A 21,556-nucleotide genomic window follows, 5' to 3' on the forward strand; every position below is an offset into this window, starting at 1 on the left:
AGATTCGCAAAACTTTCACAGAGATACACAAAAATCTTGGTGAATCTTTGCATCTTCTTTGTGCTTCTTCGCAAAATAATCTATTTATTTAACATGTAGTTTTCTAACTGTTTCAATGAGATTCGTCCTTCGTAAATGGCTTTACCTATGATCGTTCCTTCACAACCTAATTCAGCAAGTCTTGGTAATTCCTCAAAAGTAGAAATTCCACCAGAAGCGATTAATTTTATACCATTGGCATCCGCCAAAATCTTCGAATATAAATCAAATGATGGTCCTTCTAGCATACCATCTTTGGCAATATCAGTACAAATTACGTACTGAATTCCTTTATTTTGATAGTCTTGAATAAACGGAATCAAATCTTCATTTGAATTTTCTAACCAGCCTGAAACAGCTACTTTTTCATTATTGGCATCTGCTCCCAAAATAATTTTATCCGCGCCGTACTCCGAAATCCATTTTCCGAATAATTCTCTATTTTTAACTGCGATACTTCCGCCAGTAATTTGATTCGCACCATTTTCAAACGCAATTTTCAAATCGGAATCAGCTTTCAAACCGCCGCCAAAATCAATTTTTAAACTGGTTTGCGTTGCAATTTGTTCCAATATTTTATAATTTACAATCTGGCTTGATTTTGCTCCGTCTAAATCTACTAAATGTAAATATTCAATTCCGTGCGCTTCAAATTCCTTAGCAACTTCTAACGGATTTTCGTTGTAAATAATCTTGGTGTTGTAATCGCCTTTTGACAAACGGACACATTTCCCGTCGATGATGTCTATTGCTGGTATTATTCTCATTTATTTTAATTTAAAGATTTAATAATTGAATTATTTAAAGATTAACACTGTTAGTCAAAGAAATATTTGACTCCCTAATTTTTCAATCTTTGAATTTTTCAATCTTATAATTTTAAAAAATTCCCTAAAATTTGTTCGCCAACATCACCGCTTTTTTCAGGATGAAATTGTGTTCCGTAAAAATTATTTTTCTTCAATGCTGAGGCATATTCTACTTCATAATTTGTGGTAGCAATGGCATCGGGGCAATTTGGCGCATAAAAACTATGTACCAAATACATATATTCCTTTTCAGCAATTCCTTTGAACAGATCTGATTTCAAATTATAAATTTGATTCCAGCCCATCTGCGGCACTTTTACTTTTGAAGTAAATTTTACTACATCTACATCAAAAATTTCCAAACCGGCCGTGTTTCCCTCTTCTGACTTGTTGCACATCAATTGCATACCCAAACAAATCCCTAAAACAGGTTGTTTCAAAGTAGGAATTAATACATCAAGACCACTATCGATAAGCATTTTCATTGCAGAACTTGCTTCACCAACACCGGGAAAAATAACTTTATCCGCCGCTTTTATTTCCTTCCAATCGTTACTAAGCGCAGCTGTAAAACCCAAACGCTCTATGGCAAACATGATGCTTTGAATATTTCCGGCTCCGTAGTTTATAATTACTATTTTCATTTCACTTTTGTTTCAAGTTTCAAGTTTAACGTTTAAAGTTGCTCGAGTCAACCTGAAATTTTAAACTTGAAACATTTTTACAACATACCTTTTGTACTTGGTAAAATCATTTTTTCCGTATCGCGCTTCACGGCTACTTTTATCGCTTTTGCAAAAGCTTTAAAAATCGCTTCAATTTTGTGGTGCTCATTGGTACCTTCAGCTTTGATGTTGATATTGGCTTTGGCACCATCTGAAAACGATTTAAAAAAGTGAAAGAACATTTCGGTTGGCATTTTACCTACCATTTCTCGTTTGAATTCGGTTTCCCAAACCAACCAATTTCTACCACCAAAATCAATAGCCACTTGAGCTAAACAGTCGTCCATTGGCAAGCAAAAACCATAACGCTCAATGCCTAATTTGTTACCCAACGCCTTTGCAAAAACTTCTCCAAGAGCAATAGCAGTATCTTCAATCGTGTGGTGTTCATCAACTTCTAGATCACCTTTCACAAGGATTTCCAAGTCCATTTGACCGTGACGTGCAATTTGGTCCAGCATGTGATCAAAAAACGCAATTCCGGTTTCAATTTTACTCTTCCCAGTTCCATCTAGATTTAAATTGATGTAAATATCAGTTTCATTCGTCTTTCTAGAAATGGTTGCAGAACGTTCCTCTAGTTTTAAAAACTCATAAATCGTTTTCCAATCTGTAGTTTGTAAGGCAATTACCGAGTCTAATTCTTCTCTTTTTGAAGCTATCTCGTCACTTCCTAATGCTTCATCAGTATTGATGAAAATCCCTTTTGCACCCAAATTTTTCGCTAATTCCACATCAGTAATGCGGTCACCAATTACAAATGAGTTTACCAAATCATAGTCAGAACTATTGATATATTTAGTCAATAAACCTGTTGCTGGCTTGCGTGTAGGAGCATTTTCATGTGGGAATGTTTTATCGATCAAAACTTCACTAAAAACAACACCTTCATTTGCAAAAGCTTTCATCACCAAATTATGCACTGGCCAAAAATTCTCTTCGGGGTGCGAAGCAGTTCCCAAACCATCTTGATTGGTCACCATAACCAATTCAAAATCCAATTCTTTTGCAATTTTTCCCAAATATTGAAACGCATTTGGGTAAAATTCTAATTTCTCAAAACTATCCAACTGGTAGTCATGAGGTTCCAAAACCATCGTTCCATCACGATCTATAAAAAGCACTTTTTTCATGGTATTCCTACTAATAAACGCATTGGCAACTGCAACTGCGTTCTGTTATTTTAATATAATATTTCAAGTTTTGGGCGTGCCCCTCCAAAAAAAGTCGGGTCGGGCTATTCGTTCCCGCTTTTGTACTGCCCAGCTTCGCGGCACTACAAAGAGCTCCACTACATTCCCTCACGCGAAGCAGTGAAGCTAAAAGTATCATTTACATTCAGTATCTTCCTTCATGTTTTGCATTTTACTAGTAGCAGTGTTTTCTGTTACTTCTTCGCAATACACATTGTTTATAAGTATACCTGATTCAAATACAATTTGAACATAAACTGTTTTGCCCGGTTGTACATCAATTACAAATTTCTCTGCTTTTTCTTTGGATACTTTGCCGCCAAATTGAACAGAACATTCATGTTTCCCAACAGGTACCTCATGGATAGAGTATTTTTTGTTATTCAACTTGCACACAAATTCACCATCAATAAAAGTTTTAAAAGCTACTGCTGAGCCCTGAAAACCTGTTGAACGCAAAAAATAAATCTTACCTGTTTCTGATGTACTTGTCTCTTGCGCAGCTACTCCAACCGCAAAAAATAACGACACTAATAAAGTTAAAATTGTTTTTTTCATTTTGTTTGAATTAAGGTTATACAATATCCTTCAAAGCTACTATTAATTTTTTATTTTCATCTTCAGTTCCTACTGTCAAACGCAATGTGTTTTCACAAAGTGCTTGAGTAGTTCTATTTCGAATTACAATTCCTTTTGCAATTAACTCAGTATATCTTTTATTGGCATCATCCACTTTTACCAAAACAAAATTGGCTTCTGTAGGATAAATTTTTTCTACATAGCTCACTTCTGATAAAGCTTCAATTAAAAGTTGTCTTTGTGATATAATTGACTCAATTTCAGTTGCAATAGCTTTCTGATCTTCAAGTCTTGCTACCGCTCTATTTTGCGACAATTCGTTTACATTGTAAGGAGGTTTAATTCGGTTTAATATGGTAGTAACCGCGCTAGAAGCATAACAAATTCCTAAACGGATTCCAGCCAATCCATAAGCTTTAGAAAGCGTTTGTGTAATAATCAAATTAGGATATTCATCCAATTCATTGATCCAACTTTCTTTTTTAGAAAAATCAATATACGCTTCATCAATAACAACGAGTCCTTTGAAATTTTGCAACAAATACGCTACTTTTTCATCTGAAAAGGAGTTTCCTGTTGGGTTGTTTGGCGAACATAAAAAGATCATTTTGGTATTGGCGTCAACCGCTTCCATGATTTTTTCAATCTCTGGCTGAAAATCCTCCGAAAGTAAAACCTCTCGATTTTCAATGGCATTCAAATTAGATAAAACGCCGTACATGCCATAAGTTGGCGGCAAAGTAATCACGTTATCAGTATTTGGTTCACAAAATGCTCTGAAAAGTAAATCTAAAATTTCATCACTTCCATTTCCTAAAACAATCTGATTCGTTTGTACACGACGCTGTTTCGCTAAAAGGCGTTTTACACGCATTTGTTGTGGATCTGGATATCTGTTTACGCCATTTTCAAACGGATTTTCATTGGCATCCAAAAAAATCATTTCGGCTGTATCAAAGTCTTCAAACTCATCACGAGCAGATGAATACGGCTTCATGTTTTTTACATTCTCCCGAACTAAATTAGTAATATCGAACTTATTTTCCATTTTCAAGTGCTTTTAATCGTAATGTAACTGCGTTTTTGTGTGCTTGCAATCCTTCTGCTTCGGCCATAATTTCAATTGCCTTTCCGATGGCTTGAATTCCTTGTTCGTTAATTTTTTGAAAAGTCATCGTTTTCATAAAACTATCTAAGTTTACGCCACTGTAATTCTTGGCATAACCATTCGTTGGTAAGGTATGATTGGTTCCCGAGGCATAATCACCTGCACTTTCAGGAGTATAGTTTCCTATAAAAACAGAACCTGCATTAAGGACGTTATTGCTATAAAAATCATCAAATTCAGAACAAATAATAAAGTGTTCAGGACCGTATTCATTAATTAAATCCAAAGCAATAGCATCATTTTCGACAAAAATTAATTTAGAGTTGGCAATGGCTTTCTCAGCAATGGCTTTTCTTGGTAAAGCCTCTATTTGAGTAGCAACTTCATCAGCAACAGCATCAATTAATTTTTTTGATGTCGAAACTAAAATCACCTGACTATCTGCTCCATGCTCTGCTTGCGACAATAAATCCGACGCTACGAAAGCAGGAACGGCAGTGTCATCAGCCACAATTAGTAATTCTGACGGGCCAGCAGGCATATCAATAGCAACTCCAAATTGTGTTGCCAATTGTTTGGCTACCGTTACGAACTGATTTCCTGGTCCAAAAATTTTGTACACTTTAGGAATACTTTTTGTACCAAAAGTTAAACCTGCAATGGCTTGAATTCCGCCCACTTTCATGATTTTAGTTACGCCACATAAATTGGCCGCAAATAAAATAGCAGGATTAATTTTGCCTTCTTTATCAGGTGGTGAACACAAAACAATTTCATTACAACCCGCAATTTCAGCAGGAACGGCAAGCATCAAAACAGTCGAAAATAAAGGCGCTGTTCCTCCAGGAATGTACAAACCTACTTTTTGAATAGGTCTTTTTTCTTGCCAGCATGAAACTCCAGGTACAGTCTCAACAGCAACACGCTCTGTTTTTTGAGCACGGTGAAAGGCAGTAATATTAGCCTTTGCCAAAGCAATTGCTTCTTTTAACTCTTGAGGTACTGCAGCGATAGCCTCTTGAATTTCAGCTTCAGTAACAATCATTGTGTCTACTGCAACCCCATCAAAAAGCGAGGTATATTTGACCACAGCCTCATCCCCTTTTTTCTGTATTTCTTTGAAAATTTCTTTTACAGTAGCTTCAATATCATCTACCGTTTTTGTAGGTCGTTCTAAAATACTAGACCACGTTTCTGGTTTTGGATTGTATATTTTGTTCATCGTATTGTTTTTAACCGCAAAGTTCACAAAGGTTTTCGCAAAGTTCGCAATGAATTTTTACTAAAAATAAGTTATCATCTAAAGTTTTTACAAGACCATTTTCTCTATTGGGCATACCAAGATTCCTTCGGCTCCAGCCTCTTTCAACTGATCGATAACATCCCAAAAAGTATCTTTGTCAATTACCGAGTGTACACTGCTCCAACCTTCTTGTGCCAATGGTAAAACGGTTAAGCTGCGTAAAACCGGCAGAATTTTACCAACTGCCTCGATTTTATCATTAGGAACGTTCATCAAAATGTATTTTGACTTTCTAGCTCTTAAAACCGACTCGATTCTGAATTTTAAAGTGTCGATAATTTTTTGAGATTCTGGACTTACCTTTGGCGAAACAGCCAAAACCGCTTCACTTTTAAAAATGACTTCAACCTCTTTCAAATTATTTTTAAACAAGGTACTTCCGCTTGAAACAATATCTACAATAGCATCAGCAAGACCAATGTTTGGCGCAATTTCAACCGAACCTGAAATTTGATGAATGTCAACCGTAACACCTTTTGAATTAAAGAAATCCAATACCGTTTTAGGATACGATGTAGCAATGCGCATCCCATCAAGATCTTTTACAGATGTGTATTGAAAAGATTTAGGTACAGCAACAGATACTTTGCATTTTGAAAAACCTAATTTTTGAATAACTTCAATATTTCCGCCTTTTTCAACCAATAAATTATCCCCAACAATGGCAATATCTACTACGCCATCCATTAAATATTGTGGAATATCCGAATTTCTTAAATAAAGAACTTCAAGAGGAAAGTTAGATGCTTCAGCTTTTAATTGGTCGATTCCGTTATCAATTGAGATACCAGCATCTTTTAGAATTTGAATGCTGTCTTCGTTTAAACGACCTGATTTTTGAATTGCAATTTTTAATGTACTCATTTTTTTGTTTTTTGTTTTTTTAGAATGATAATGTTTGAGTACAATGTGGGGTAATAAAAAACCCGTTTGATGTACTCAAACGGGTTTTTAAATATGATGATTTACATGCATACCATTAACACATCGCTTGAGAGCAATAATGAAAATGATGATGATGTAATTGTATTGTAAACATGTCTTTTATTTTTCTTTGCAAATATAGATTCTTTTTTAATTAAAAAGCAATTAATACTTTAACTAAATATTGCTTTTTTGTTAAATATATCTTTTTTATTGCTTTTCCTCCTCATTTGTAGGAGCGATTTTCTCTGTAGTACTATCTGCAGCAGCACTTTCAGATCTAATTTCAGTATGACGAACTTCGCCTCCTGTTATACCCGTTTTTTGCGCAAAAAACACAGCGATGATTGCAACAACTGTCGCGATATAAGAAACTAGATTTGCTTTTGGCTTGTTTTTCAAATTAGAATAAAGACCAAATAATGATGTAATTGCCAGCGCATACAAAACAATTGCTAATTTTTCAGCCATTTCTTCATGTTCATGAATAATTGCTTTTCCTATTCCTGGGAAATCTTCCACCATTTCTTCTGCTCCTTCACCGGTAGACATACTAAAAAAGCCAAAAACAGCTGCAATGACAAATAATACATAAGCGGTGTTTTGTACCGATTTATTCTTGAGTACTATTCCAGCGATTAAAATCCCAAGTCCAAGGATTGTTCCAATAATAGGAAAATGGTTTACAACTAGGTGTAAGTGTGCATCATTCATAATCTTTTACTTTAAGTTAGTATTTATTTGTGATATTTAATTTTTTTAGAATATTATCCTGCTAAGGAAACGCCTATTAACGAACCAATTCCGTAAGTAACTGCTGCAGCTAACAAACCGAAAGCCACTTGTCTGAATCCTGAAAATAAAATGCTTTTTCCTGTCAATAAAGTGATGGCTGCTCCTATTCCAAAAAGCCCTATAACACTGCTTCCGACACTCAGTAAAATTGCATTTTTCCCGTCTAAAAACATAAAAGGATATAACGGAATAATCGCTCCAATTGCAAAAAGCACAAACGATGCTGTAGCTGCTTCCCAAGCTGATCCTCCTAATTCTTCTTTGTCAATTCCTAATTCCTCTGTGATGATGGCATCAATCGCTGTTTGCGGATTTTCAAAAGCTTTGTCAGCCAATTTTTGTGCTTCGACCACATTCATTCCTTTGGCTTGATACAATAAAACCAATTCTTTTTTCTCTTCTTCGGGAGAAGCTTCTAATTCTTCAGTTTCTAAATCAATTTGACGCTGGTTTAATTCTCTGGAACTTTGTACCGAAAGCCATTCGCCTAGCGCCATTGATATAGCACCTGCCAAAAGTCCTGCAATTCCGGTTAACAATATCGTATCATTAGAAACAGCTGCTCCAGCAACTCCCATGACCAAACTCATATTAGAAACCAATCCATCATTAGAACCTAAAACTGCCGCTCGCAAAGCATTTCCGCCCACGGATTTATGCCTACTCTCAAATTTAGACAACAACCCTCCAGAAACATTTAAAGCTGCATTATTATTTACAGCCTCAATAATATTTAGGTGATTGTGCTCAAAACCAGTTGGTTTTTCACCCGTTTTAATTTTGTTTCGAACCGAATTTTCGGCAAACTGTTTTTCTATTGAAGATAACGAGCTAATTATGGAACTATAACCAAAAATTTTACCCAACTTCAGTTGAAATTTTGCTCTACCAGATGGCAAAGGCATGTTGAAATTTGGTTCTATGGTACGAACTTTATCTAACATGTGTTTTGCGTGTCCTTTCTCGATTTCGCCTAAGCTTAGTAAAACTATCGAAAGATTTTCGTCAGACTGAATGGCAGCAATCCTATCGTACAAAAAGGCGGTATCAACCTCTGTTTGCAACTGATCTTTAAGTTTATTCAAGTCCATTATTTCCTTTTTTATTAATTAACCAAATCAAAAACTCCTTTTGTTAATAGTCTTGATGAAGCTGATATTGCTGTGTTTGGCAGTATTTCGACAAATTTTTCAGACTTTGAACCAACAGTAACACTTACCTTCTGGAACGAATATCCATTTTTTTCATTCTTGACTAAAAGTACAAAATTTTTATTGTTTTCTGTCACCAATGCTTCAACAGGAATCGCTAAACCTTTTTTAGAATCGATAATTATTTCCGCTTCTACAAACATTCCTGTCAACAGTTTTTGTTTTATAGCATCGTCTAAATGTCCGTGAATATTAATTGTTCTGTCGTTTCCTTCAATTGATTTTCCTACCAAATGTACTTCGGCATTAAAAACATCTTTGGATGCTTCGGGAACTTTAAAATGTATTTTTTGTCCAATTTTCACATTCAAAATATCTTTTTCAAAAACAGCTAATTCTAAATGCAAGTGATCCGTATCAACAATTTCTAAAATCACATCCGAAGCCGCCACATACATACCTACATTGGCATTCATAATCACAATATCACCGGTTATTGGAGAAAAAATGGTGATTGTTGAAGTCAATATTCCTCTCTCGACATTTCTAGGATTAATGTTCAAGAGTAACAATTTGGCACGTAAACTTTGATGCATGGCTTTAGCTCTTTTATAGTCGCTTTCGGCTTTTAAGTAGTTTTTTTGCGAAGTAATTTTTTCATCGTACAAGGTTTTTTGGCGGTCGTATTCTGATTTCAAGAAATTCAATTGCTCCGCTACTTCCATATACTCTTTTTGAATATCCAGAAATTCGGTGTTTTGCAAAGTCAATAAAGCTTGACCTTTTGTGACTCTATTTCCAACCAAAAGCGTTGTCGATTTTACATAACCACCCATAAAAGTGTTCACTTTAGCTCGGTTTTGTGGCGGTACATCAATTTTCCCTGATGCTTTTACGGTAACATCAAAATCCTGTTCTGTTGGACTCCCAATCTCCATTCCCGAGGTTTTGAATTGAGTAGCAGATACAGTAATTAAGCCGTTATCTTTTGGTTCTGATTCTTCCGTTTTAGCTTCTTTGCAAGAAAATAAAAAAAGTGAGATAGTGATTATATAGAGTGCGTTTTTCATTGGTAAAATATTAAAAATTGAGGTATTGTAAATCTAATTGGGTTTGATTGAATTGCAAAATAGTGTCTAAATAATCTACTTGAATAGTTGTGGCATTTTCTAGACTTTGGATGTATTGAAAGAAATCAATTTCACCATGTTTGTAGCTGTTATTTCCCACTTTTATAATCTCATCCGATAATTTTTTACCGTATGAATTGTAGTAGTTTATTGCCTCCTGATGTTTTGCTAATTCATTCTTTTTTTGAGTGATGTACTTCTCTATTTTTGTAGCTTCATTTTGCTTTTGTTGTTCCCAACTTTGCAATTCCAGCTGTGCTACTTTACTTTTTGCTACTTGTCCTGAGAATAAAATGGGTACCGCAAATCCAACTTGAAAACCATACAACGACTGCGATAATCCATTATTTCTACCTTGAAAATAATCTAGGTTAATATCTGGCAGCCAATGTTGTTTTTGCAACATAATTTGACTTTTATAATTAGTTGTAATGCTTTCTAAATAAGCAGTATATAGTATTTTACTTGTTTCGTCAATAGAAGATGATAAGGGTGCTATTTTATTGCTTTTTATCACAATTGTTTCATCGGTTTGTAGTAAGGATTGCAACAGTTCGTACTGTGCTTTTTTATCATTCTCAATTTGCGAAAGCTTGGTTCTTATTTGTCTAAACTTGGCTTGAGCCGTAATTTTTTCGAGATAATTCGTTTCTCCTAATTCAAAACGTCTGTCGCTTGCTTTCGAGAAATTTTGATACAAACTATCCAAATACTGATACAGTTTTTCTTGATGTTGCAAATAAACAATGTGCTGATAGGATTTGGCTACAGCCAAAGAAAGTTTGTTTTTTTGAATTTCAAAATTAGCTTTTTCCTTTTCGTATTCAGAAGAAAATACTTTTTTCTGCGCTCCGTAAACCGTTGGAAAAGCAAAACGTTGTTGCACACCAAAAACACGCAAAGGTTGGTTATTGAGTGCTAAATTATTTTGATCGTAACTGTAATAAATATTGGTTTTATCAAAAGTATTCGCCGTTTTGATATTGGCTTTAGTCTTGTCCACTTGCAATTGAGCCGCTTTGATACCTTTGTTATTTTGCATTGCTTTCGACATCAAACTATCCAATTCTGGATTAGAATTTTGCGAGAATGCAAATGAAGTACTTAACAATAACATAATGATAAAAGTTGCATTTTGAGTTTTCTTTAGTTTCGCTTTTTTGAAAGACTGATTCTCAAAAACTTTGTATAAAATAGGCAATACAATCATGGTTAAAATTGTTGCCGTAAACAATCCCCCAATAACAACCGTTGCAAGAGGTCGTTGCACTTCGGCTCCTGCTGAAGATGAAATTGCCATAGGTAAAAATCCTAATGCGGCTGCAGCTGCAGTCAATAATACCGGACGTAATCTATCAGTAGTTCCTTTCAGAATTAAAGCATCAATATCTTTCATTCCTTGGTGTTTGAGTTCTTTAAAATGTTCGATGAGCACTATTCCGTTTAATACTGCGATTCCGAAAAGTGCGATGAAACCAACACCTGCCGAAATACTGAACGGTAAATCGCGTATCCATAAAAACAAAACACCACCCACTGCTGACAACGGAATTGCTGAATACACCATTAAAGCCTCTTTTACAGATCCAAAAGCAAAATACAAAAGGATAAAAATCAAAAATAAAGCGATAGGAACTGCAATCATCAATCGGGCTTTGGCACTTTGTAAATTTTCAAATTGTCCACCATATTTCACGTAATAACCTGCTGGTAATTTGATTTTGTTTTCAACAATTTGCTGAATATCAGTAACTACACTCTGCAAATCTCGGTTCCTAACGTTGATTCCCACTACAATTCTTCTATTGGTATTATCTCTAGAAATTTTCGCAGGACCTTCAGTATATTCGATCGAAGCCAACTCGCGCAAAGGAATTTGTTCGCCGTTTGGAGTTGGAACGTATAAATTGCGTAAATCCTCAATATCTCGTCGGTTTGTTTGATCCAAACGCACAACCATATCAAAACGTTTTTCGCCTTCGAAAACAGTTCCAACGGTTTTTCCGGCAAAGCCAAGGGCAATCATTTCGTTCAAATCAGCAATATTCAACCCGTAACGGGCAATTTTCGAACGATCATAAACTACGGACATTTGTGGCAAGCCTTCTGTTTTTTCGATGATAATATCCGAAGCACCGTCTACTTTTGCAATTGCATTTTTTATATCGTGTGCTTTTTCAGCCAAAATAGTTAGGTCTTCGCCAAAAACTTTAACTGCCACATCAGATCGCGTTCCCGAAATTAATTCGTTGAAACGCATTTCTATCGGCTGGGTAAATTCGATTTCCATATTTGGAATTTGATTTTCTAAAGCTGCTTTTATTTTATCTGCCAATTCATCTTTGGTGGAAGCCGAAGTCCATTCTGATTTGGGTTTCAATTTCACAATAACATCGCTCTCTTCCATAGACATGGGGTCAGTAGGTACTTCCGCAGCGCCAATTCTACTGACAACTTGTGTAACTTCTGGAAAGTTTTTAAGGATTATTTTTTCAATTTTTGTAGTAATTGCAATCGTCTTAGTCAATGACGTTCCTGTTTTTAAAACGGGCTGAATTACAAAATCACCTTCGTCTAGCGTTGGAATAAATTCCCCTCCCATGGTTGCAAATAAGCCTGCGGCCAGCAATAATAAGCCAAGAGCACCATATAAAACTTTTTTGGTATTAGCTATAGCCCAATTAATTAGAGGCAAATACCACGAATTCAACTTATGGATTAACCTGCTGGAGAAGGAGTTTGGATTTTCCTCTTTTGGTTTCAAAAACAATGAAGAAACGACAGGAACATAGGTAAAACAAAAAATCATGGCGCCTAACAAAGCAAAACTAAACGTCATTGCCATTGGTTTGAACATTTTACCTTCAATTCCAGATAAGGATAGAATTGGAATAAAAACAATCAGAATAATCAACTGGCCAAAAATAGCCGAATTCATCATTTTGGAAGCGCTTTTATAGGTGATTTGGTCAATCTCTAGCTGGCGTTCTTCCTTACTAAGATTACCTAAATGAGCGAATTTACTAGCTATTTGAAACGCAATAAATTCGACAATAATTACAGCACCATCGATGATAATTCCAAAATCTATAGCACCCAAACTCATTAAATTAGCATCGATACCAAATATATTCATGAACGAAATGGCAAACAACAAACACAACGGAATTACAGAGGCCACTACCAAACCAGAACGCCAGTTTCCTAGCAATAGTACCACAACAAAAATTACGATTAAGCATCCTAAAATCAAGTTTTCGGCAACGGTAAAAGTCGTTTTCCCAACTAACTCGCTTCGTTCTAAAAATCCATTGATGTAAACTCCTTCAGGCAGTGATTTTTGGATTTCGGCAACTCTATTCTTCACATCATCAATAACTTGTTTAGAGTTTCCTCCTTTGAGCATCATGACTTGTCCCAAAACTTTTTCCCCTTCGCCATTGCCTGTGATGGCACCAAAACGATTGGCATGACCGTAACGAATTTGCGCTACATTTTTAATATAAACTGGAAGACCATTATTATTTTGAACTACAATATTTCCAATATCTTCTATTGAATTAACTTTACCTTCACCTCTGATGAAATAACTTTGATTTACTTTTTCAATGTAGGCTCCACCAGCAATACTGTTGTTTTTTTCGAGAGCCGTAAAAACATCAGCGGTCGAAATATTCATCGCTTTTAAACTCGATGGACTAATTGCAATTTCATATTGTTTTAAAAATCCACCCCAAGTGTTAATTTCTACAACACCTTTAATTCCAGATAACTGGCGTTTTACTACCCAATCCTGAATGGTTCTTAAATCTGTTACAGAATAATTGTTTTTAAATTCTGGTTTTACTTCTAATGTATATTGATAGATTTCACCAAGTCCTGTGGTGATTGGCCCCATTTCTGGTGTTCCAAAACCTTGCGGGATTTTTTCCGAAGCCGTTTTAATTTTCTCAGCAATAAGTTGTCGCGGGAGATAGGTTCCTAAATTTTCATCAAAAACAATGGTAACAACAGACAAACCAAATTTAGAAATCGAACGAATTTCTTTAACACCTGGCAAATTAGCCATTTCAATTTCAACTGGATAGGTAATAAATTGTTCAATATCTTGGGTGGAAAGGTTACGAGAAGTTGTAATTACCTGAACTTGGTTGTTGGTCACGTCTGGAACTGCACCGATTGAAATTTGGAAAACAGAAAAGAGACCAAATCCAAAAATTCCGAGTGTGAATAGTAAAACAATGAGTTTGTTTTTTAAACTGAAAGCAATTATTTTTTCAAGCATTTTAATCTTTTTTATACCTCAAAAGTAAGGTTGAAAGATAACAATTTCCTTAAGAACTACTTAAGGTGTGCTTCAAATAATCTTAAAATAATCGTGGTTCCTTTGTTTTCCTGACTGCTAATTGCAATATCAATGTTGAGCAAAGTACATAATCTTTTTACAATAGAAAGTCCTAAACCGGTGCCTTTAATTTCGGGATGACTACTCGATTGAGATCTGTAAAATTGATTAAAAATTTTATCCACATCTTCAGCAGGAATTCCTATCCCAGTATCACTAATTTGGCATTCAATTATAGAGTCAACTTCTTTCAAAACTACTGTCAAGTTTCCATCTTGATTCGAATATTTTAATGCGTTCGATATTAAATTGTTAATTACAATCGAAAATAAATAACCATCTGTTTCTGTGTAATATTCTGCCGAAAAATTGGTACTAACATTGATTTTCTTGCTTTGAATAGTTGCTGAAAATCGAGAAATAGTATCTAAAAACAAGGCGTTTAAATATACTTTTTCTGTTTTTAATGTCTGTTTTTGATTTTCAAAACGAGCCAACAATAATAATTGATCTACTAAGTTATTTAAGCGGTTTACTTCGTTGACACAAAAGTTTATTTTCTCGCTATATTCAGCGTGCTCTCTCGGTTTCCTTATTAAAACTTCGAGTGTTCCTTTGATAACTGTTAGTGGAGTTCTGAGTTCATGCGATGCATCAGAAGTGAATTGTTTTTCACGTTCTACAGCGGTTTCAATGCGGTCTAACAAATTATTTATTGTTTGCGATAGAACATACAATTCATCTTTTTGAAAAGGCAATACGATCCGTGACGTCAAATTGTCTTTTGTAATATCGTTTGAAGTAGTAATAATAGAACTAATTGGCTTTATAAATCGACCAGCAATAAAACGAGCCAGAAAAAAAAGGACTAATAAAATTAGAGGATAAGTAATAATCAATACTTTGGAGATATTATCAAGAACCATCGTAGCATCTTCAAGCGACATAGCAACGATCAAATACCCAATAATTTTAGATTTATTGTAAATGGGAACTTGCATTTGCCTGATGGCGCTATTGGCTAGAACATCGTCAAAAAGTACATTTGAAACATGCTTAGGGTCAAAAGATAAAGTCTTATTTTTAAGATTTGGTGACTTTTCAATTAATTTTCCATCTTGATCGATAAACTGGATAAAAACAGGATTCACATCAAGTGTGTTGTGTTCACGTTCCTTCCATTCTTCTTTGTGAATTAAATGAAATGAATTGCCAACGATTTCGATTTCGGTTAAATGCTTGTCTGCCTCGCTTTTAATATCAGTGTTGACATGATTGTAGACACTAAATTTTACAATTGAATAGATGATACAAAACACCACAAAAATCAGTAAAGCTGTGGTGACAATATAATTGAGAGCAATTCTATTTTTAAATGAAAGTTGTTGCATTTTTATTTAATCATTAGCGATATAGCCTACTCCACGAATAGTTTTTATATTGTCTTGTTCTAATTTTAAATTCAATTTTTTACGAATAGCATTCATAAAAACATCAATAACGCCAGTATCATATTCAAAATGAATGTCCCAAACATCTTCAATAATTTGTGTTCTGGTACAAACTTTACCTTTATTTTTAATTAAGTAAGTCAAAAGCTCAAATTCCCGTTGTGTAAAGGCAACCTCCGCATCGTTTACTAAAACCCTATGCTGCGCTAAATCAATTGTTATACTTCCCAAGGTCAGTTTTGTAATCTCACCTTGATTCCTAAAATGGATCTTGATTCGTTCTAATAATTCATCAAAACTAAAAGGTTTTTTGATATAATCATTGGCTCCTGCTTTCAACCCCTCAATAGTTTCTTGAACCGTATCTTTAGCAGTTAAAAAAATAATGGGTGTAGTATTATTTTTTAACCGAATGGCTTTGCACAACTCTAAACCTGTCATTTTGGGCAACATCCAATCTAATAAAATCAGGTCAAAGTTTTCCTTTTGGATTTTCTCAAATGCAAGACTCCCATCAGCAGCACTGCTCACGGTGTAACCTTCTTCTTCTAATCCTTGTTTCAAAAACTGAATAATCCCAGCCTCATCCTCTACAATTAATAAGTGCATGTTTCTTTTTTTGTAAAATTAAGCTTTATTGCATTATAAATTTAAATGCAACGGTTGCAATATCGGCTGTAAGATTATCACTTCGCTTGTAATGATTGAATCTAAAATCAATATTTTTCAGTCCAAATTTCCAAACTTTAGCCGCTGTAAAAATATCGGTATAATTCACCCCAAAACCATATTGATTGGCATCGAAAGTAGCTAAATCAGCGTCTGAAGTATAAAATTTTTCAGTTGACAAATGGGTTTCGTAAGGCGCATAATATTTAGAATGTGTTTGTGTATAGTACCTGTACATTGGGAATACTGTAAATTTATCCGTCAGTTTTACAGGAATTTCAATACTAGCGGTATGCGATTGTATGTCCCAATTATCTGAATAGTAACGGTAATAGGTTCGCAAAGCAACACGTTCATTTAGATAATAATTCAATCGTGCTCCCACTGGGATTTTAAATCTAGTATCAGGCAATCGCTCTATATCATCTGCTAATTGATACACTCCTTTATTGTTTTCATTGGTATAATTTGCAATAAATTGCGGCTGCCCTACATAAAAGTTCGCTTTATCAGCAAAATACATTCTGTGATATGGTGAGGATAAAAGTCCTTGTTGTTGCAACACATCAAAGAAAAACGAAACTTGTAATTTCTTGGTTAAAACCTGTGAAAATCCAAATGAAGCCGAAAATGAATTCCTATTAACTGCCGTAACTGGCTTGAAAGCACTCGGTAAATAAGCCGTAGATGCTTGTCCATTTTGATCCCAAATAGTTCTACCATTGAAAATACCTTGACTTAAAAAACCAGCTCCATTCCTATCAAAATCTGATAATTCTTTTGGGTAAATAGGTCTCCATTGATCTAAATAGGCATTCACTTTTACACTAAGCTCTGTGTTTTTTTCATTGAACAAACGTGCTACTCCACCACCTACTCCAACGGAAGTGTAATCATACTCATTAGAAAAAGATACATCTCCGTTCCAAATAAGATCTCGTGAGTCACTACTATGGCTGTAATTAGCTACGATAGATGTAAGCTGATCGCTCTGTGATGCACCTGAAGAGGCTTGCCAAGGCGTGCCATTTGTAGTATCGTACGGATTGATATTACTTGAGGAAGCTGACGAGTAAGCCGAAATACCCAAATCAATAGTTAAAACATCATCATCATTTAATGGCATTGCCACTACAATATTTGAAGCGACATCAGTAAGTTTTTCAGATCCAAGCCCACCTGAAACAGCCGATCTTGAACCATCTTGCGTATAGTAACTTGCCAAAAAATCAACTTCGGTAGTTTCTAATACACGTTTTTTAAACACAGGTTCCTTGGCTGTATCTTGTGCAAATGCAGTTGCTGTTCCAATAAGCAAGAGTGCTATAAATTTTATCTTCATTTTAATTGAATTGCTATTAAAGTCAAATATTTGCAAGGTTAATTGCAACCACAACCACCACCCGATTTACCGCCATTGGCTCCAGCTGAAGCTTCACGGTACACTTGAAAAGAAGTTTCATAACGCTCTGCTGTTCTTGCTGATAGCTTCATATCAGGATCGTTAATTTTTTCTTTTTCATATTCCTTTACCGCACTACAAGATTGCAAAACAAACAAACCTACCAGCATTAATCCTAATTTCTTTATCATCGCACTACTATTTAATTGATTGTATTTTTGGTATCTATTCCTTTTGATGAATGCACTTTACCCGTATCATCTACAATGATGCACTCTACTCCTTTTATTTGATTGACTAAATCCAAACCAACGTCTACTCCTAGCACAAAAATTCCTGTAGCTAAGGCATCTGCAATTTCTGTTTGCTTTGCAAATACAGACACACTTACAATTCCCGTGGCAGGATAACCCGTTCTCGGATCAATGATGTGTGAGTATCTTTTGCCATTAAAAACAACAAATTTCTCGTAACTCCCCGAAGTCTCCACCGCGCTATCGGTTAGTGGAAAAGTGGCGAAAATTTTATTTTTATTTACGGGATTTACAATTCCTACTGTCCATGGTTTCCCGTCAGGTTGCTTTCCCCACGCATTTATATCACCTGAAACATTTATGATTCCTGACAAACATCCTTTAGAAAATAATAAACTCTTTATTTTGTCGGCTATGTACCCTTGTCCTATTCCTCCTAATCCTAACTTCATTCCTTCTAATTTCAGAAAAATGGTCTGCTCTTTAGGATCTAATATGATGTTTTGATAGCCAATTTTCGAAACTGATTGTTTGATTGCTTCTTCGGTAGGCATTACTTTCATCGACCCATCAAACTTCCAAATTTTATCCATCGAAGCATACGAAATATCAAAAGCACCATTGGTTAACTTCGAAATTTTTATAGCTCTTTCGACTAGTTCAAAAACTTCTTTGTCCACTTTAACTGGCTTAATGCCCGCATTTTTATTGACTTGAGAAATTTGAGTGGTGGGAATCCAATCTGAGATTAAATTTTCAATTCGTTTTGATTCGGCTATGGCCAAATCAATGTATACATTTGCGGCAATAGTATCTTTTGCAACAGCAGTCACTTCAAATGGACTCCCTAACATAAACAACTTGTGTTTATGAATGATTTGTGACTGTGCCGAAAGGTTACAAATAACTGCTATTAAAAAGGCTATCTTTTTCATTTTTGTTCGAAAGAATGAATCAATTGAATATATTCTTGTGGACTCACGTTTTTGTAACCACTAATTCCCAATACTGATCCTGCAGGATTTAACAACAGTAACAGCGGAAAATTTCCTGCTTTGTTGTATTGCTCAGCTAACTTTTTATTGCTTTCGGTTAATTCTGCTGGCAATAAATTGGCTTTCTTCTTTGGAAAATCAGCTTTGTAAATCACCCATTTTTTAGCAGATTCACTTTTAAACTCTTCCGATTGCCAGATGGTTTTGTCTAATTTTATACAAGGAGCACACCAATCAGATCCTGAGAAAACTAAAAGTATGTTTTTGTTTTCGGCAGCTGCTTGAGCTTTTGCTTCTGTAAAAGATGTTTTCCAGCTTTGTGAAAAACCTATTGTTCCTATCATGAGGAATAAAAAAATAATGGATTTCTTCATTTGACCTTGAATTAAAATTCTCTGTAAAATTATTCATTTTATTGATTGCTGGTTTCCACAACGGCTATTCTTAAGTTAATATTAATTTGGCGTGCAACATTAAGCAAATCTTAAAATATTAATGGTTTAACTACCGTTACATTTACCGAAAAAAGAATTATGAAGTTTTTTAAGTTAACGGCGCCATTTAATTATTTACTGATGTTCTACCTGACAATTAGTTTGGTAATTCGGCTCGCACTTTATTTTCATCCCATAACACAGTCTTCGTTTACTGCTACCGAGGCTTTCTCGATTTATATTTTAGGATTTCTTTCGGACGTCTTGATTTTTATTTTGATTAGCTCATTCTTGTGGCTTTATTTAATATTCATTTCAAACGCCAAGTATCATTCTCCTTACGGGTATATAATTCTAGGACTTTTTTTAGCAGTGCTTTGCTACATAACTTTTGGCAATACTATTCTAAATGAATACGGAAGCGCGTTACCAAAAATTGCAATTGGTTTTCTTTTTATCAAAACGCTCCTTTTTGGACTTCTACTTTTTTTACCGAAGTTCCGAAATACAATTCGATATTGGTTATTCTCTTTTGTTATTTTACTTTATGTTCTGTTGATTTTGCAAAATGCAATCAGTGAATATTTCTTCTGGAATGAATTTGGTGTTCGTTACAATTTTATTGCGGTCAATTATTTAATTTATACTAATGAAGTAATAGGAAATATCATGGAATCTTATCCTGTAATTCCCTTGTTTTCAGCTTTGTTCGCGCTAGCGGGATTAATCACTTATTACATTGTTAAAAAATCAAAAAGCTATATAGAAAACATTCCCACTTTTACACAAAAAATTAAAATATCAGGAATCTATATCCTCCTTTTTGGTCTAGCATTACTTACTTTACCTTATTTATCGACTAAAGAAAACTCTCGAAATGTTTTTACCAATGAATTGCAAGCCAACGGATTGTACAAGTTTTATTTTGCTTTTGTACATAGCGAATTGGACTATTTTAAATTTTATAAAACAATACCTTCGGATGAAGCTTTTGCCCTACTTCAAGAACAAATTCCATCATTGCAAGGATCAAGTTCAATACATATGATTAATAATGATGGAATTGAGAATAAAAAGAATGTAGTTTTAATCACTATCGAAAGCTTTAGTGCCGATTTTATGCAGATGTATGGCAATACTAAAGGTTTAACGCCCTTTTTGGATACTTTAGCAACTAAAAGTTTAGTATTTACTAACTTGTATGCCACCGGAAATAGAACGGTTCGTGGCCTAGAAGCGGTTTCTCTATGCTTACCACCAACAGCGGGCGAAAGTGTTGTAAAAAGAGAGGATAATCAGAATAAATTTTCAACTGGTAGCATTTTCAAGCAAAAGGGATATGCCGTTAAATTTATGTATGGAGGTGATGCTTTTTTTGATAATATGGAGGATTTTTTCGCAGGTAACGGCTATGATATTGTAGACAAAAAGACTTTTACACCCAAAGAAATCACTTTTGCTAACATATGGGGCGTTTGTGACGAAGATATGTATAACAAAGCAATTAACGTAATGAATCAGGAAGCCAAAACTGGTCAGCCGTTTTTTAACCACATTATGACTGTTAGTAATCACAGACCTTTTACTTACCCAAATGGAAAGATAGATATTCCTGGTGATGCTAAATCACGCGATGGTGGCGTAAAATATACGGATTATGCCTTACGCAAATTTTTTGAAATGGCACAAAAACAGCCTTGGTTTGCTAATACTGTTTTTGTAATTCTAGCGGATCATTGTGCCTCAAGTGCAGGAAAAACTACTTTACCACTTGATAAATACCGCATTCCAGCGATGATTTACAGTCCTGGTTTTGTAGAACCAAAACAATACACTAACCTAATGTCACAAATAGATGTGATTCCTTCGGTACTTGGTCTTCTAAATTTTGATTATCGTAGTAAATTTTATGGGCAAGATGTTCTAAAAGCAAACTACAGGCCAAGAGCTTTCGTTGCTACTTATCAAGATCTAGGTTTAATAAAGGATAATGTATTAACGGTAATTTCACCAAAACAAAAAGTAAAACAGTTTCAGTTGAGGCTACAAAGTGTTCAAAAAATGAATCCAAACTATCAACTACTTTACGACCAAACACCTCTAAAAAAAGAAAGAACTGATCTTGTAAATCAAACTATTTCTTATTACCAGACTGCATCTGATATTTTAAAAAACAAAAAAGACAATCTCAATTAATAATAAAAAAAAGCGGGGAAAACATTCGTCTCACCCGCTTTTGATAGTTAATAA

The 21,556-nt window shown here is 34.8% G+C and carries 18 protein-coding genes; 1 reads left to right on the forward strand and 17 read right to left on the reverse strand.

The window, feature by feature from the left end; genetic code table 11:
• Positions 1-80 precede the first annotated feature (80 nt).
• From hisA to L1S34_RS08270, 17 genes are all read right to left on the reverse strand, one after another.
• Positions 81-806, reverse strand: a complete 726-nt coding sequence (gene hisA, locus L1S34_RS08190; protein ID WP_236363603.1) for a 1-(5-phosphoribosyl)-5-[(5-phosphoribosylamino)methylideneamino]imidazole-4-carboxamide isomerase — start codon at positions 804-806, stop codon at positions 81-83.
• Between the two features lie 104 nt (positions 807-910).
• A complete protein-coding gene (gene hisH, locus L1S34_RS08195) occupies positions 911-1,492 on the reverse strand; it encodes an imidazole glycerol phosphate synthase subunit HisH (protein ID WP_236363604.1) in 582 nt (193 codons plus the stop codon).
• Between the two features lie 77 nt (positions 1,493-1,569).
• Complete coding sequence (gene hisB / locus L1S34_RS08200) at positions 1,570-2,706, reverse strand: bifunctional histidinol-phosphatase/imidazoleglycerol-phosphate dehydratase HisB (RefSeq protein WP_236363605.1); 1,137 nt, start codon at positions 2,704-2,706, stop codon at positions 1,570-1,572.
• A 195-nt stretch (positions 2,707-2,901) separates the two neighbouring features.
• Positions 2,902-3,324 carry a DUF2846 domain-containing protein gene (locus L1S34_RS08205; RefSeq protein WP_236363606.1) on the reverse strand — a complete coding sequence of 141 codons (423 nt, stop codon included), beginning with the start codon at positions 3,322-3,324 and terminating at the stop codon, positions 2,902-2,904.
• Positions 3,325-3,340: 16 nt separating this feature from the next.
• Positions 3,341-4,393 carry a histidinol-phosphate transaminase gene (gene hisC, locus L1S34_RS08210; protein WP_236363607.1) on the reverse strand — a complete coding sequence of 351 codons (1,053 nt, stop codon included), beginning with the start codon at positions 4,391-4,393 and terminating at the stop codon, positions 3,341-3,343.
• Entirely contained in the window at positions 4,383-5,675 is a 1,293-nt protein-coding gene (hisD, locus tag L1S34_RS08215) for a histidinol dehydrogenase (RefSeq protein ID WP_236363608.1), read from the reverse strand. Before hisD ends, hisC begins: the two co-directional genes overlap by 11 nt.
• 87 nt (positions 5,676-5,762) lie before the next feature.
• On the reverse strand, positions 5,763-6,620 hold the full coding sequence (gene hisG / locus L1S34_RS08220; protein WP_158729799.1) for an ATP phosphoribosyltransferase: 858 nt from the start codon (positions 6,618-6,620) through the stop codon (positions 5,763-5,765).
• A 270-nt stretch (positions 6,621-6,890) separates the two neighbouring features.
• On the reverse strand, positions 6,891-7,394 hold the full coding sequence (locus L1S34_RS08225; RefSeq protein WP_236363609.1) for a hypothetical protein: 504 nt from the start codon (positions 7,392-7,394) through the stop codon (positions 6,891-6,893).
• 53 nt (positions 7,395-7,447) lie between these two features.
• Positions 7,448-8,566, reverse strand: coding sequence for a VIT1/CCC1 transporter family protein (locus L1S34_RS08230; protein ID WP_236363610.1), 1,119 nt, complete (start codon positions 8,564-8,566; stop codon positions 7,448-7,450).
• 14 nt (positions 8,567-8,580) lie between these two features.
• Positions 8,581-9,696 (reverse strand): efflux RND transporter periplasmic adaptor subunit, encoded by a 1,116-nt coding sequence (locus tag L1S34_RS08235; RefSeq protein WP_236363611.1) that lies wholly within the window; start codon positions 9,694-9,696, stop codon positions 8,581-8,583.
• A 10-nt stretch (positions 9,697-9,706) separates the two neighbouring features.
• On the reverse strand, positions 9,707-14,041 hold the full coding sequence (locus L1S34_RS08240; protein WP_236363612.1) for a CusA/CzcA family heavy metal efflux RND transporter: 4,335 nt from the start codon (positions 14,039-14,041) through the stop codon (positions 9,707-9,709).
• A 56-nt stretch (positions 14,042-14,097) separates the two neighbouring features.
• Positions 14,098-15,492, reverse strand: a complete 1,395-nt coding sequence (locus tag L1S34_RS08245) for a sensor histidine kinase (protein ID WP_236363613.1) — start codon at positions 15,490-15,492, stop codon at positions 14,098-14,100.
• 6 nt (positions 15,493-15,498) lie between these two features.
• A complete protein-coding gene (locus tag L1S34_RS08250) occupies positions 15,499-16,161 on the reverse strand; it encodes a response regulator transcription factor (RefSeq protein ID WP_166134333.1) in 663 nt (220 codons plus the stop codon).
• Between the two features lie 25 nt (positions 16,162-16,186).
• Positions 16,187-17,563: a DUF3570 domain-containing protein gene (locus tag L1S34_RS08255; RefSeq protein ID WP_236363614.1), complete on the reverse strand. Its 1,377-nt coding sequence runs from the start codon at positions 17,561-17,563 to the stop codon at positions 16,187-16,189.
• 38 nt (positions 17,564-17,601) lie between these two features.
• Complete coding sequence (locus tag L1S34_RS08260) at positions 17,602-17,814, reverse strand: DUF4266 domain-containing protein (RefSeq protein ID WP_166134330.1); 213 nt, start codon at positions 17,812-17,814, stop codon at positions 17,602-17,604.
• An 11-nt stretch (positions 17,815-17,825) separates the two neighbouring features.
• Positions 17,826-18,812, reverse strand: coding sequence for an FAD:protein FMN transferase (locus L1S34_RS08265; protein ID WP_236363615.1), 987 nt, complete (start codon positions 18,810-18,812; stop codon positions 17,826-17,828).
• Entirely contained in the window at positions 18,809-19,246 is a 438-nt protein-coding gene (locus L1S34_RS08270) for a thioredoxin family protein (RefSeq protein WP_236363616.1), read from the reverse strand. Before L1S34_RS08270 ends, L1S34_RS08265 begins: the two co-directional genes overlap by 4 nt.
• Positions 19,247-19,405: 159 nt before the next feature.
• On the opposite strand from L1S34_RS08270, the gene L1S34_RS08275 reads away from it, so the two are divergent.
• Positions 19,406-21,502, forward strand: coding sequence for an LTA synthase family protein (locus tag L1S34_RS08275; protein ID WP_236363617.1), 2,097 nt, complete (start codon positions 19,406-19,408; stop codon positions 21,500-21,502).
• The last annotated feature ends 54 nt before the right edge of the window (positions 21,503-21,556 follow it).

The sequence above is a fragment of the Flavobacterium sp. K77 genome (assembly GCF_021608205.1).
Classification (GTDB): domain Bacteria; phylum Bacteroidota; class Bacteroidia; order Flavobacteriales; family Flavobacteriaceae; genus Flavobacterium; species Flavobacterium turcicum.

What these genes read in the sequence shown, in the direction of transcription:
- L1S34_RS08225 (WP_236363609.1), bottom strand. Translation starts at nt 7,394, where the DNA reads ATGAATGATGCACACTTACACCTAGTTGTAAACCATTTTCCTATTATT.
- hisH (WP_236363604.1), bottom strand. Translation starts at nt 1,492, where the DNA reads ATGAAAATAGTAATTATAAACTACGGAGCCGGAAATATTCAAAGCATC.
- L1S34_RS08240 (WP_236363612.1), bottom strand. Translation starts at nt 14,041, where the DNA reads ATGCTTGAAAAAATAATTGCTTTCAGTTTAAAAAACAAACTCATTGTT.
- L1S34_RS08205 (WP_236363606.1), bottom strand. Translation starts at nt 3,324, where the DNA reads ATGAAAAAAACAATTTTAACTTTATTAGTGTCGTTATTTTTTGCGGTT.
- L1S34_RS08245 (WP_236363613.1), bottom strand. Translation starts at nt 15,492, where the DNA reads ATGCAACAACTTTCATTTAAAAATAGAATTGCTCTCAATTATATTGTC.
- L1S34_RS08255 (WP_236363614.1), bottom strand. Translation starts at nt 17,563, where the DNA reads ATGAAGATAAAATTTATAGCACTCTTGCTTATTGGAACAGCAACTGCA.
- L1S34_RS08235 (WP_236363611.1), bottom strand. Translation starts at nt 9,696, where the DNA reads ATGAAAAACGCACTCTATATAATCACTATCTCACTTTTTTTATTTTCT.
- L1S34_RS08265 (WP_236363615.1), bottom strand. Translation starts at nt 18,812, where the DNA reads ATGAAAAAGATAGCCTTTTTAATAGCAGTTATTTGTAACCTTTCGGCA.
- hisG (WP_158729799.1), bottom strand. Translation starts at nt 6,620, where the DNA reads ATGAGTACATTAAAAATTGCAATTCAAAAATCAGGTCGTTTAAACGAA.
- L1S34_RS08260 (WP_166134330.1), bottom strand. Translation starts at nt 17,814, where the DNA reads ATGATAAAGAAATTAGGATTAATGCTGGTAGGTTTGTTTGTTTTGCAA.
- L1S34_RS08250 (WP_166134333.1), bottom strand. Translation starts at nt 16,161, where the DNA reads ATGCACTTATTAATTGTAGAGGATGAGGCTGGGATTATTCAGTTTTTG.
- hisB (WP_236363605.1), bottom strand. Translation starts at nt 2,706, where the DNA reads ATGAAAAAAGTGCTTTTTATAGATCGTGATGGAACGATGGTTTTGGAA.
- L1S34_RS08275 (WP_236363617.1), top strand. Translation starts at nt 19,406, where the DNA reads ATGAAGTTTTTTAAGTTAACGGCGCCATTTAATTATTTACTGATGTTC.
- L1S34_RS08270 (WP_236363616.1), bottom strand. Translation starts at nt 19,246, where the DNA reads ATGAAGAAATCCATTATTTTTTTATTCCTCATGATAGGAACAATAGGT.
- hisD (WP_236363608.1), bottom strand. Translation starts at nt 5,675, where the DNA reads ATGAACAAAATATACAATCCAAAACCAGAAACGTGGTCTAGTATTTTA.
- L1S34_RS08230 (WP_236363610.1), bottom strand. Translation starts at nt 8,566, where the DNA reads ATGGACTTGAATAAACTTAAAGATCAGTTGCAAACAGAGGTTGATACC.
- hisC (WP_236363607.1), bottom strand. Translation starts at nt 4,393, where the DNA reads ATGGAAAATAAGTTCGATATTACTAATTTAGTTCGGGAGAATGTAAAA.
- hisA (WP_236363603.1), bottom strand. Translation starts at nt 806, where the DNA reads ATGAGAATAATACCAGCAATAGACATCATCGACGGGAAATGTGTCCGT.